Source organism: Paracoccus wurundjeri, assembly GCF_030678915.1.
Taxonomy (GTDB): domain Bacteria; phylum Pseudomonadota; class Alphaproteobacteria; order Rhodobacterales; family Rhodobacteraceae; genus Paracoccus; species Paracoccus onubensis_A.
On the sequence record NZ_JAUUTZ010000008.1, the window covers coordinates 113267 to 125449 of the forward strand.

Below are 12183 nucleotides of genomic sequence, written 5' to 3' on the forward strand. Positions count from 1 at the left end.
CGGCACAGGAAGCAAGAAAGAACCAAGGCGGGGGCGCTGCCCACGGACCCCCGGGGTGTTTGGATGAAGAAGAAAGGGCGGATCGGCCGCGCTTTGCACCTGACCCGGCTGGGCATGATATGGGAGCGGGCGGCGCGTGCCTTCTGGCCACTGGCCGGGCTGCTGGCCTGTTTCTTCGCGATCTTCGCCTTTGGGGGTGTGGCGGCTATGCCGGTTCCGGGCCTGCTTTGGCTGGTGGGGGGCGCGCTGATCGCCTTGCTGGCTGCTGCGATCTGGGGCGGGCTGCGATATCGGCATGTGCGTGAAACCGAGGTGGTCGAGCGGCTGGATCGGACCTTGCCCGGACGTCCTCTGACCGCGTTGCGGGATCGGGCCGCGATCGGCGGCGAGGGGGAGCTTTGGCAGGCGCATCTGACGCAGATGCAGGAACGAGCGGCGGTGGCGCGGGCGGTGCGGCCCGATGCGGGGCTGACGCGGCGCGATCCATACGCGTTGCGGCTTGCTGCCTTGGTCGCTTTGGTCATGGCGCTGATCTTCGGCGGTACCGAGCAGATGGGGCAGGGGGTTTCAGCTCTTGCCGCGACGATCAGTCGTCCGGCCGGGCAGGCGGACGACATGGCAAGCGGTCCTACATGGGAAGGCTGGGCCAAACCGCCAGATTATACCCGCCGTCCGACGATCTATCTGAACGCGCTGCCCGAGGGCGAAATGCTGACATTACCCAAGGGCTCGGTAATCAGCTTCCGCCAGTATGACGAGGAGTCGCAGGTCACACAGGATATCGGCGCGGCGTTGGGGGATGAGATTCGCGCCGGTGACATCACGGCGGAAAACTCCGGCACGTTCGAGATTGCCGGGCGGCGTTTCGAGGTTACCGTTCTGCCGGATCAGCCGCCGGTCATTCGTGCAGGCGATTCCGCATCCCGGCGCGCCGATGGCCGTATGGTTCAGCCTTTCGAGGCCGAGGACGATCATGGAGTTGTTTCCGCCAAGGCTCTGATATCTCTGGATATGGAAAATGTGTCGCGGCAATATGGGCTGGCAGTCGAGCCCGAGCCGCGCGAAGCCATCGCGCTGGAGCTTCCCCTTCCGCGTTCAGGGGATCCATCCCGGATGAGCGGGCAACTGGTCGAGGATCTCTCGCGCCACCCATGGGCCAATCTGCCTGTTCGGTTGAGCTTGCAGGCCGTCGATGGGATCGGGCAGGAGGGAACGGCCGAGCCGGAGTCGATGGTGCTGCCGGGACGGCGGTTCTTCGATCCTCTGGCTGCGGCCCTGATCGAGATTCGCCGCGATCTGCTGTGGTCGCGAGAGAATGCGAAACGCAGTGCCGAAATATTGCGTGCCGTGACCTGGCAGCCCCAGGGCTTTGTGGAAGAGGGGTTATACCTGCAATTGCGCGGCGCGGTGCGGATTCTGGAAGCCGGACCACTGGATGAGGCCGAGCGTGACAAGCTGGCCGAGGCTTTGTGGAAAGCGGCGGTGCAGCTTGAGGACGGCGGGCTGGCCGATGCTTTGGAACGGATGAAACAGGCGCAGGAAAAGCTGTCCGAAGCGATCCGCAACGGCGCCAGCCCGGACGAGGTCCAGCGGCTGATGAACGAGTTGAAAGAGGCGACCGACGCTTACACCCAAATGCTGGCCGAGCAGGGGAAGGCCGATCCGGCCGAAAGATTCACTAAAAATCAGGAACGGCAGCAGATTACCGGCGATCAGATCCAGCAGATGATGGATGAGATCCAGCGACTCATGAATGAGGGCCGTATGGCGGAAGCCCAGCAATTGCTGGAACAGTTCAACCGCATGATGGAAAATCTGCAAGTTACGAACGACGGGGATCCGAACGGGTCGTCGGACGGGCAGGGCAATCGCTCGATGAATGGTCTTGCCGATACTCTGCGTGAGCAGCAGCGCCTGTCCGACGAAGCCTTCCGCGAGATGCAGGAGCAATTCGGTCGGGGCGAGGGGGAATCCTCGGGTAATTCGGAAGAACTGGCACAGCGTCAGCGTGAATTGCGCGAAGAACTGGGCCAGCAACGTGGTCTTCTGCCCGGCGAGGGAACGCAGCAGGGGGACGATGCGCGCCAGCGTCTGGATGATGCCGGTCGTGCCATGGAAGATGCCGAGGAATCTTTGCGCAATGGCGATCCGGGCGGGGCGATGCAGCGGCAGGCCGATGCGATCCAGTCCATGCGAGAGGGGATGCGCGCCCTGGGCGATATGCTTGGGCAAGACGGGCAGCGGCGTACAGGGGACGATTCGGACCGTGGTCAGGAAGGGTCGGGATCGCAATCCGCTGCGCCAGAGGGTGAACAGAGGCGGAGCGGTCAATCCGATTCCCGCGAGGGACAAAGCATGTTGGATCCGCTTGGCCGCGAGCAGTCAAGCAACGGGAACGTCACCACGCCCGATGGCCGCCTGGCAGAGGGTGAAATCGATCCGGCGGCGCGGGCGCGTAGCCTGCTTGATGAAATCCGGCGCCGCAGCGGCGATCAGGAACGGCCGCGCGCCGAGCGGGATTATCTGGAGCGGTTGCTGGATAGGTTCTGATCCGCTATCCCGATTGACGCCGGATCAATTGCCTTGTGTCAGTCTGGAAGTCTGGGTCTGAAGCCAGTCCCGCCCGGCATCGACTATTTCGCGGTATTGTGAAAACTGTGTGCCGAAACGGTCATTATTCGCGAAATCCGGCGCAATGACATAAAGCCCGAATGCGATTGCCGCCGCGACCAATGCGGTTCCGAACCCGGTGACATAACCACGGTTCTGCCCATGTTTTTCCGGGAGGGTTGCTTCGGCCGGGGCAGCGGGGGCGATGTGCTTGGCTGCAATCTCGGCGGATGGCATGGCAGGGGCGGGCAGCTGATCCGGCTGCGGGTCGTCAAGCGGAATACTATGAGGAAGATCACGGATATCCGGAACAGGGCCGGAATCCGTTATGGTCGTGGCGGGCCAGTCGTGATCCGGCTGGCCCGATGAATTTTCCGTGATCTCCGCCTGACGGGCACGCCTTTCGAATTCGACCTCTTCGCGCAGGATGTTCAGAACGCTTTCGGGAATACGGCGAGCCAGTGGGGGCGTTTCAAAATCGCCGGGCGGATTGCTTGTTTCCATTCCGCCGGAAGCAGAGCCATGCGGCGCGGCATAGCGGATAATGCCTGATTTATCGCCTTCATCCGCCTGTTCGACGCTGGCAGTCTTGTCTTCGGAACTGTCTGGAGAGTCGCGTTTTTCCGCGAAGGCCAGCCAGACATGATCGCAAGACGTGCATTCGACTTGCCGGCCCTCCTTTGGGATCACTCCTTCGGGCAGGTGGTACTCGGTTCCGCATTCCGGACATTGCAGCCTTATTTCACCCATGTCGCCCTCTCGCATTCGTCCTCTGCCTGTTCTATCAAGCGCAGGGCCGGCTTCCAAGCCGCAGGCCGCGGGACAGATACAGGAGAATGCGTTTGATCGAGATGCAGGATGTGAGCTTTGGCTACCGGCCCGGCTCCGAACTGTTGTCGGGAATGACGATGAGCTTGCAGCCGGGCATGTTCCATTTCCTGACGGGTCCCTCGGGATCGGGCAAGACCACGCTTCTCCGGCTGTGTTACGCCGATCTTCTGCCCAGCGGTGGGAAGCTGAGCGTTTTCGGGCAGGATGTCGCAGGGTTGTCGCGCGACGGAATCGCCATGCTGCGTCGCCGGGTGGGCGTGGTGCATCAGGACACCCAGTTTCTGGACCATTTGCCTGTGGCGGAAAATGTCGCCCTGCCGTTAAGCGTTTCGGGGCAGCCCGCAGATATCGAGGCGATGCGCGATCTTCTGGGCTGGGTTCAGCTTTCGCAGCATGCCCGGGCTTTTCCGCCTTCGTTGTCAGGCGGAGAAAGGCAGAGGGCGGCGCTTGCGCGGGCGGTCATCCTGTCACCCGATGTCGTGCTTGCCGATGAGCCGACGGGCAATCTGGATTGGGACATGTCGATGCGGTTGATGCAGTTACTGGTGGAACTGAACAAGACCGGCAAGGCGGTGCTGGTCGCCACCCATGATCTGAATCTCATACGCGCCGTCAAGGCGCAGGTTTCGGCGCGGGTTTTGCGGATCGCGGGCGGCGGGTTGCAACTGGCGGGGGCGGAACTGTGAGGCAGAGCGAATTCCGTGCGCTGAAACTCAAGGCGCTGTGGCAGGGTTTGATCGGGCGTGACGGAGGTGCGGCAAACCGTATCGTGCCACCGACGGGCTTTACCGCGCATCTGACGCTGTTCTCCGCCGGGGCCATGGCGTTCCTGGCGGTTTTCGCACTTGCGCTTGCGCTTGCGACCGAACGCCTTGCCGATCGCTGGGCGTCCGAGCTTTCCCAGTCGGTGACCGTTCGGGTCAGCGGTCAGCAGCAGGAACAAGAGGCCCTGACGCAATCCGTCCTGGACATCCTCCAGACGACGCCCGGCGCAGGGCAGCCCCGGCTTCTGGATCAGGATGAGGTGGCGGCATTGCTGACGCCGTGGTTCGGCCCGGACATGCCGATCGATGCTCTACCGGTGCCGGATCTGATCGAATTGCCGATTGCAGGCGATGATTTCGATGCTGAGGGATTGCGGCTGCGATTGGAAGGCGAGGTCCCCGGAGCGGTGCTGGATGATCATACAGAATGGCGCCGGCCTCTGGTCTCGGCGGCGAACCGGTTGCAGGCGCTGGGTGTCATCTCGCTGCTGCTGATAACGGCCGCGTCGGCGGCGATGATCACGCTGGCCGCCAAGGCGGCACTGGCTGCAAATGGTCAGGTGATACAGGTCCTGCGGCTGATCGGTGCGCGTGACATCACCATTGCGATCGCCTTTGTGCGCCGCTTTACCCATCGGGCCGCGATCGGGGCAGCGGCCGGCACCGTTCTGGGCATGGCGGCGATTGCTTTGCTGCCCGACATGCAGGCGGCAGGGGGTTTTCTGACCGGGCTTGGCTTTTCCGGCTGGAGTTGGCTTTTGCCACTTCTTGTTCCACTCGTGGCTGCGGTGGTGGGGTTCCTTGCAACCCGTTGGGCGGCATTGAAAATGCTGGAATCGGTCAGATGAGCCGCCGCGCCGATTCTTTTGTGCCGGGAAGGTTGGGGCCGTGGCAATATCTGCAGAATGCGCTGTTCTATCTGCATGTCAGCGTGGCGACCCTGCTGATGGGGGCCGTCGGTATCCTGCGGGTCATACGCCATGGCCGAGCCGGTGCGAACCGGGTGGCGACGGGTTGGATCGGCTATGTTCTCTGGGCCGCAAAGCTGCATATGGGGGTATCCTGCGAGGTGCGGGGCACGCCGCCTGTGGGCGATTGCATCGTCGCTGCAAAGCATCAGTGCTTTCTGGATATCCTTGCCATCGCACATGCTGTTCCCGAGCGGAATTTCATCATGAAGCGCGAGGTGATGCGGGTGCCGGTCATGGGCTGGTATGCCTATAAGGTCGGCTGCATCCCGATTGATCGAACGCGGGGGCGCGATGCGATGCGCGCCATCGGCAGCACGATCAATCGGCGGATTGCAGAAGAGGGGCTTGGACAATTGATCATCTATCCCGAAGGCACACGCACACGGCCCGGAGAGCGCCGAAGCTACAAGCACGGCGTTGGTACGATTCGGGCGGCGACAGGTTTGCCCGTGGTGCCGGTGGCGGTAAATGCGGGTTTGTTCTGGCCGCGTGGCGGCTGGGGCGTGCGATCCGGACGGGCGGTGGTGGAATTCCTGCCGCCGATCGATCCGCAATTGGCGTCCGAGGCCTTCATGTCGGAACTATCCGAGCAGATCGAAGAGAATTCCGACCGGTTGATGCGGGAAGCGGGGTTCCAGCTGTCGGAGGTCAGGGCATGAACTGGCTGAAAGAAGGTGATCTGGCGAGGATTTACGGTGCGCCGGGAGCAGCATCGTTGCGGAAAGTGGCGGACCGGCTGACCCCGGAATATGCGCGTTTCATCGAGGCCGCGCGCTTCTGTGTGTTGGGGACGGTCGGGCCAGAGGGCACGGATGGCAGCCCGCGTGGCGACGATGGCCCGGTGGTGCGGGCGCTGGATGAGAAATATCTGGCCTTGCCCGACTGGCGCGGAAATGACCGGATCGATTCGCTGCGCAATATCGCGCGTGACGGACGGGTGAGCCTGATGTTCCTTGTGCGCGGCTCGGGCAATGCGATCCGGGTGAACGGTACGGCGCGACTGACCGATGATGCCGAACTGTGCCAAAGCTTTGCGCATAACGGAAAATTACCGCGCACCGTGATCGTGGTGCAGATCGGCGAGGTCTATTTTCAATGCGCGAGGGCGGTGATCCGCGCGGGCCTTTGGGAAGATCGGGATGACAGCAAGGGGTTGCCGACTCCCGGACAGATCCTTGCGAATATGACCAGTGGCGAGGTTGGCGGTGCAGGTTACGATGCCGAATGGCCGGAACGCGCCGCCAGAACAATGTGGTAAGGCGCGCAGGGACCGCGCGCCTTCCTGTTGCTTTATCTCAGATCGTAGTATTTCGGTGCATGCGGCAGCGTCGGGGGAAGCCCGATGTCACGCCGCAGATGCGCGCCGAGATGATCCGTATCAGGTGGCCGCGGCCGCCTTCGCCGTGGCATCAGCAAGGCTCGGATCGTGGCCCATAAGACCGGCATCGCGCCATAATGCTGGATCAGGCGTTCGATCGTCGGACGCGGCGTCAGCACGCGCGCGGGAAGTTGCGCAATCATTGCGATCTCCTTGTTTGCCCATGCCGGGGCATGGGCATATTTGCTTGGGGTTGCTGAGAAAAAGACATGACAAATTGCCGCGAAAAAACGCAGTGAGTCAGATCATGTCAGCTTGGAATCTACCCTTGCGGGAACGAATCAGGCTTGTCGGTTGATGAACCGGTCAGCCATCACGGGAAGGGCATGTGCAAAGCGGTATATTGGCATGATCACCCCTCCTTTGGTCGTTCCTGACAATGGGCAGAGGTATCGAATGTCACAAAGTGACGTGGATTTCAAGAGTTCACGGCTGCGTGAGAGATGATTTTTCACTGTAGCGATTGGGCACCAGTTCAGCAGGGTTTCAGGCGGTCAGATCCTTGCCCATGAAAACCAGATCGTGAAATTGTCCGAATTTCCAGCCCGCTGCCGGGATGCGCCCCCATTCACTGTAACCCATCCGGTCATGAAAGCGGATCGAGATCACGTTGCTGGCGGTAATGCCCCCGATCATTAGCCGATGCCCTGCCGCACGGGCATGATCCTCGAGCGCATTCAGCAGCAGTTTGGCGGTGCCGGTCCCCCGGGCCTGTGGATGCAGGTTTATGGAATGCTCCATGCTTCTTGCATAGCCACCCCCTGCGCGGAACTGGCTGTAAGAGGCAAAGCCGGTCACATCGCCCTCATCACTCAATGACAGAAGGAAGGGATGGCCTGCCTTCCGCCGGTCGTGGATGATGGCCGCGATTTCGGGTTCGCTGCGTTGCTGCGGCCAGAAGGTGATCGGGGTGTCGCGGATGATCGGGTTCCAGATTGCCGCGATGGCTGCGGCGTCATCGGGCCCGGCATCGCGCAACCAGGTCACAGAACCACCTCGCCGCGAGGGGTGGCGATGCGAGCCGTGAAACCCGGTGCTCCGACCGAAACCCGGATGCGGGAATCGCTCACCGGCATGACCAGCCTTTCGGGGCATTGCACATCCAGCCCGGTCAGACGAAACCCGTGATGGGGCAGGTGGTCTGCGGGATGCGGCCCGTTGCCCCAGTCGATCCGCATGGGAATTGTGCCACTGCCGGGCATCTGCCCGGATTTCGGCAGAGTAATTCGCCAACGCAGATCACCACGACTGACTTCGGCGACAGTGGTCGCCGTATCAGCTTCAAGCGGAGACTGACGCAGAACCCAGCCAGCAATGCATGGCGAGGCGTCAAAATCTTTCAGCCCGAACCATCCGGGTCCTGTTATGGGGCCGGAATCCGGATCCATGGCAATCAGTTCAAGGTATTCGCGGGCGCCCAGCGACAGCAGCATGTTATGAGTGCCAAGCTGTGGATGTTTGCCGCCAGCCTGCAGCACGGCCCCAAGCCGCTCGTGCAGCCATGCGGCGCCTTCTTCCAGATTGCGTGCGGCGATGGCGATATGATCGAATTCGAGCATGGCGTTCAGCCGCGATGCGCCCCTGCCGCCAGATCGCGTACGAAATCAAGGATCTCGGGTACCGGGCGGCCTTCGCCGATCAGCTTGACGATGGCGCTGCCGACGACGCAGCCATCGGCGACCGAGGCGACTTTCTCGGCGGCTTCGGGAGTCGAGATGCCGAAGCCCACCACGACCGGCAGATTGGCCGCCGCCTTGATCCGGGCGACTTCCGGGGCGACTTCGGCGGCATTGGCAGCGGGCCCGCCGGTGATGCCCGTGACGCTGACATAGTAGACGAAACCGCTGGTATTCCGGATGACGGCGGGCAGGCGCCGGTCATCGGTGGTGGGCGTGGCAAGGCGGATGAAGTTCAACCCGGCGCGCGCGGCAGGCAGGCAAAGTTCATCATCCTCTTCGGGCGGCAGATCGACGATAATCAATCCATCGACGCCGGCCTCTTTCGCGTCAGACAGGAACCGCTCTACTCCGCCGGGACGGGCATAGATCGGATTGTAATAGCCCATCAGTACGACTGGTGTCCTGTCATCCTGCTTGCGGAATTCGCGCAGCAGGTCCAGCGTACGGCTGACGCTGCCGCCAACCGCCAGCGCCCGCTGCCCCGCCGCCTGAACGGTCGGGCCATCGGCCATCGGATCGGTGAAGGGCATGCCCAGTTCGATAATGTCCGCGCCAGCTCCCGGCAGGCCGCGCATGATTTCAAGCGCGGTCGCATCATCCGGGTCCGACGCCATGATATAGGTCACGAAGGCTTTTTTGCCTTGAGCCTGAAGCTGCGCGAATGTGTCGTCGATTCTGGTCATCTTGGGTCCCTGCAATCCTTCGGCTCAGAACTAGCCAACATGGGCGGGCTGCGCAATGAGAGTCAGTCTGCGGGCGCGCAGGGTGCAGGACTCCTTACGTCGGACAGCCGTCCGTTCGCCGGAAACAGCATGCCGATCAGCAAGGCCGCTGGTCGCAAACGCGCATTGCCTCCGACTGTTCGGGCGGATGGGCTGTTGTCACTCTGCCTCGACCACCAGCATCCAGCTTGCCCCGAAACGGTCGGTCAGCATGGCAAAGGATTTGGCGAAGAAGGTCGGGCCGGGCTCCATCTTGACCGTGCCGCCTTCAGCCAGTTCATCGAAGACGCGGCGGATCTCGGCTTCGGATTGCAGCGTGACCGCAATCGAAGAACCGGCCATGCGTTCGCCTCCGAATTGCTGGGGGGTGTCGCTTCCCAGCAATCTGCCGCCGTCCGGCAGGGTCAGTTGGGCATGCAGAACCCAGCCCGCCTGATCGGGCTCGAGTTCCGGCATTCCGGTGGCCTCGGGCATTTCATCGAAACGGTTGATCAGCAACTCGCCTCCGAATACCCGGGCATAGGTTTCGAACGCCTCGTGGCATTCGCCCTGAAAGGACAGATATGGGATAAAATTCACGGCTCCTCCTTTGCTCCCGCGGGGTGGACTTGTGGCGGGCCTCGCCCTAAGTATCCGCGAAATTCAAGGAGTGTTGCAATATGGGCTTTCGCATGGGGATCGTGGGGCTGCCGAATGTCGGCAAATCCACGCTGTTCAACGCGCTGACGAAAACGGCTGCCGCGCAGGCCGCGAATTTCCCGTTCTGCACGATCGAGCCGAATGTGGGCGAGGTCGCCGTGCCCGATCCGCGGCTGGAGAAGCTGGCCGGCATCGCAGGCAGCAAGCAGATCATCCCGACGCGGATCACATTCGTTGATATCGCCGGGCTGGTGAAGGGCGCCAGCAAGGGCGAGGGGCTGGGTAACCAGTTCCTTGCCAATATCCGCGAGGTGGATGCGATCGCCCATGTGCTGCGCTGTTTCGAAGACGGAGACGTCACCCATGTCGAAGGCAGGGTCGATCCCCTCAGTGATGCCGAGGTGATCGAGACCGAGCTGATGATCGCCGATATGGAATCCATCGAACGCCGCATGGCCAACCTGACCCGCAAGCTGAAGGGCGGCGACAAGGAAGCCGCCGCACAGGAGCGTCTTCTGAAACAGGCGCTTGCCGCGCTTGAAACCGGCAAGCCCGCCCGTAGCGTCGAGGTGACGGAAGATGACCGCAAGGCATGGGACATGTTGCAGCTTCTGACAGCGAAGCCGGTGCTTTACGTCTGCAATGTGGCCGAGGACGAGGCCGCATCAGGGAATGAATGGTCCGCAAAAGTCGCACATATGGCGGCAGAGCAGGGGGCGGGGCATGTGGTGATCTCGGCCCGTATCGAGGAAGAGATCAGCCAGCTTGACGCCGACGAGGCTCAGATGTTCCTGGGTGAGATGGGATTGGACGAGGCCGGACTGGATCGTCTGATCCGGGCCGGTTACGATCTGCTGGGGTTGCAGACCTATTTCACGGTCGGCCCGAAAGAGGCGCGGGCATGGACGATCCGCAAGGGTACCTTGGCCCCGCAGGCCGCCGCAGTCATTCACGGCGATTTCGAGAAGGGCTTCATTCGGGCCGAAACCATTGCCTATGACGATTACATTTCCGGAAATGGTGAAGCTGGCGCACGAGAAGCCGGAAAACTGCGCGTCGAAGGCAAGGGCTACGAGGTCAGGGATGGCGATGTGCTGCATTTCCTGTTCAATGCCTGAGTGGATGGGAGCGACGTGAAGGGAATGGGATTGCGAACGGCGTGACCGGCAGATAGCCTTTGGAAAGGACACTGGCCCGCTTATCGTTGCGCTTCTCGTCAAGAACAGGGGGCGGGTCTTCAGGACAAGGCAGGATTGGAGACGCGAATGAGTTGCGCCTGTGGACATCATCATCCGAAACCGGTTCGGGGCGGGGATGGCGCGGCCATTTCGCTGACCCGGCCGATGATCGCTTTGACCGGCCGCCTGATTTGCCATGATACCGCACAGATGATGACCGCGCTTTCGCTGCTGCCGGAACATGTCCGGCTAAGCCGGGCGGAGCCGGGTTGCCTGCGTTTCGATATCTGGCAGGATGAGGATCCGATGATCTGGCACCTGTCCGAATTATTCGCGGATGCCGACGCTTTCGCAGCGCATCAGCAACGCGCCGGCAGCAGCGATTGGAGCCTGCAAAGCCACGAGATCGAGCGTGATTTCGCCAAGCGCGAGATTTCGCCTGTCCTGCGCGAAGAACAGCCGTCGGATATAGACAGCATCGACAGCTTGCTGCGCGAGGCTTTCGGCGGTTCTGACGAGGCCCGGTTGGTTGCCGAGTTGCGGGGGCAGGGTGATCTGCAATTCTCACTGGTCGCCGAGGCGGCCGGGACAGTGGTCGGTCATCTGGGGCTTTCTCCGCTGACAGGGGATGTCGCGGGTCTGGCGCTTGCCCCGATAGCTGTCAGTCCGAAGCTGCAGCGCCGCGGGATCGGTGCCGCGATGATCCATCACGCCCTTGCTCATGCAGGTCAGACCCCGGTGATCGTGCTGGGGGAACCGGGATATTATAAAGCCTTCGGATTTGTTCCAGCAGAGCTGAACTCGCCTTATGCCGGGCCATATCTGCAAGCGCATGGCAAGATTGCCCCCTACAGCAATATCCGGCATGCTCGGGCCTTCGGCCAGCTATAATCAGCCAAATGGATGATAGCTGTGGAAAAATTAGTTAACATTTTGCTTGTAGCTTAGTATGAGGCTGTTATCGAGTGATAAGGTAATGTGTTTTCCTGCGCTGCCAATGAATTGGGCCGCAATCCTTTGCCAAGCGTACCCGCGTGAGGCATAACCGCTGTCCTGGGAGGTAACATGATCCGGTCCGAGCTGATTCAGAAGATCTCAGACGAAAACCCGCATTTGTTTCGACGCGATGTCGAAAAAATCGTCAGTACCGTCTTTGACGAGATCATTGATGCCATGGCGCGGGGCGATCGGGTCGAGTTGCGTGGTTTCGGGGCGTTTTCGGTCAAGAAGCGCGATGCGCGCACTGGCCGCAACCCGCGCACAGGCGAATCCGTCGAGGTCGAAGAGAAGCATGTGCCGTTCTTCAAGACCGGCAAGCTCTTGCGCGACAGGTTGAACGACAACGCCTGATCGTTCTAGAAAGGCGAAGAAGGAATGGCGCAGACAACCCTGCGCCAGACAAGAGGTTCCA

At 61.6% G+C, this 12183-nt stretch carries 14 protein-coding genes; 8 read left to right on the forward strand and 6 right to left on the reverse strand.

Annotated features, from left to right (window positions below; genetic code table 11):
- The first annotated feature begins 63 nt into the window (after nucleotides 1-63).
- On the forward strand, nucleotides 64-2550 hold the full coding sequence (locus Q0601_RS10005) for a DUF4175 domain-containing protein (protein ID WP_305289678.1): 2487 nt from the start codon (nucleotides 64-66) through the stop codon (nucleotides 2548-2550).
- Nucleotides 2551-2574: 24 nt separating this feature from the next.
- Here Q0601_RS10005 and Q0601_RS10010 read toward each other — a convergent pair whose 3' ends face one another.
- A complete protein-coding gene (locus tag Q0601_RS10010; RefSeq protein WP_305289679.1) occupies nucleotides 2575-3360 on the reverse strand; it encodes a zinc-ribbon domain-containing protein in 786 nt (261 codons plus the stop codon).
- Between the two features lie 92 nt (nucleotides 3361-3452).
- Here Q0601_RS10010 and Q0601_RS10015 point away from each other — a divergent pair, with 92 nt between their 5' ends.
- From Q0601_RS10015 to Q0601_RS10030, 4 genes are read left to right on the forward strand one after another with little or no spacing between them, the layout of a single operon-like run.
- Complete coding sequence (locus Q0601_RS10015) at nucleotides 3453-4127, forward strand: cell division ATP-binding protein FtsE (RefSeq protein ID WP_305289781.1); 675 nt, start codon at nucleotides 3453-3455, stop codon at nucleotides 4125-4127.
- A gap of 20 nt (nucleotides 4128-4147) precedes the next feature.
- On the forward strand, nucleotides 4148-5053 hold the full coding sequence (locus Q0601_RS10020; RefSeq protein ID WP_370656118.1) for a cell division protein FtsX: 906 nt from the start codon (nucleotides 4148-4150) through the stop codon (nucleotides 5051-5053).
- Nucleotides 5050-5835 carry a lysophospholipid acyltransferase family protein gene (locus tag Q0601_RS10025; protein WP_305289681.1) on the forward strand — a complete coding sequence of 262 codons (786 nt, stop codon included), beginning with the start codon at nucleotides 5050-5052 and terminating at the stop codon, nucleotides 5833-5835. Before Q0601_RS10020 ends, Q0601_RS10025 begins: the two co-directional genes overlap by 4 nt.
- The gene (locus tag Q0601_RS10030; protein ID WP_305289682.1) at nucleotides 5832-6434 is read left to right on the forward strand and encodes a pyridoxamine 5'-phosphate oxidase family protein; all 603 of its coding nucleotides are present in this window, start codon (nucleotides 5832-5834) and stop codon (nucleotides 6432-6434) included. Before Q0601_RS10025 ends, Q0601_RS10030 begins: the two co-directional genes overlap by 4 nt.
- Before the next feature lie 32 nt (nucleotides 6435-6466).
- Here Q0601_RS10030 and Q0601_RS10035 read toward each other — a convergent pair whose 3' ends face one another.
- The 5 genes from Q0601_RS10035 to Q0601_RS10055 form a co-directional block, all read right to left on the reverse strand.
- Complete coding sequence (locus Q0601_RS10035; RefSeq protein ID WP_305289683.1) at nucleotides 6467-6697, reverse strand: hypothetical protein; 231 nt, start codon at nucleotides 6695-6697, stop codon at nucleotides 6467-6469.
- Nucleotides 6698-7040: 343 nt separating this feature from the next.
- Nucleotides 7041-7541: a GNAT family N-acetyltransferase gene (locus Q0601_RS10040; protein ID WP_305289684.1), complete on the reverse strand. Its 501-nt coding sequence runs from the start codon at nucleotides 7539-7541 to the stop codon at nucleotides 7041-7043.
- Complete coding sequence (locus tag Q0601_RS10045; protein ID WP_305289685.1) at nucleotides 7538-8113, reverse strand: VOC family protein; 576 nt, start codon at nucleotides 8111-8113, stop codon at nucleotides 7538-7540. The genes Q0601_RS10040 and Q0601_RS10045 overlap by 4 nt, the downstream gene beginning before the upstream one ends.
- Before the next feature lie 5 nt (nucleotides 8114-8118).
- Nucleotides 8119-8916, reverse strand: a complete 798-nt coding sequence (gene trpA / locus Q0601_RS10050; RefSeq protein WP_305289686.1) for a tryptophan synthase subunit alpha — start codon at nucleotides 8914-8916, stop codon at nucleotides 8119-8121.
- 198 nt (nucleotides 8917-9114) lie between these two features.
- The gene (locus Q0601_RS10055; protein ID WP_305289687.1) at nucleotides 9115-9534 is read right to left on the reverse strand and encodes a VOC family protein; all 420 of its coding nucleotides are present in this window, start codon (nucleotides 9532-9534) and stop codon (nucleotides 9115-9117) included.
- 80 nt (nucleotides 9535-9614) lie between these two features.
- Here Q0601_RS10055 and ychF point away from each other — a divergent pair, with 80 nt between their 5' ends.
- The 3 genes from ychF (at nucleotide 9615) to ihfB (ending at nucleotide 12122) form a co-directional block, all read left to right on the forward strand.
- Complete coding sequence (ychF, locus tag Q0601_RS10060; protein WP_305289688.1) at nucleotides 9615-10712, forward strand: redox-regulated ATPase YchF; 1098 nt, start codon at nucleotides 9615-9617, stop codon at nucleotides 10710-10712.
- Between the two features lie 147 nt (nucleotides 10713-10859).
- Complete coding sequence (locus Q0601_RS10065; RefSeq protein WP_305289689.1) at nucleotides 10860-11663, forward strand: GNAT family N-acetyltransferase; 804 nt, start codon at nucleotides 10860-10862, stop codon at nucleotides 11661-11663.
- A gap of 162 nt (nucleotides 11664-11825) precedes the next feature.
- Complete coding sequence (ihfB, locus tag Q0601_RS10070; RefSeq protein ID WP_269902627.1) at nucleotides 11826-12122, forward strand: integration host factor subunit beta; 297 nt, start codon at nucleotides 11826-11828, stop codon at nucleotides 12120-12122.
- Nucleotides 12123-12183 lie beyond the last annotated feature (61 nt).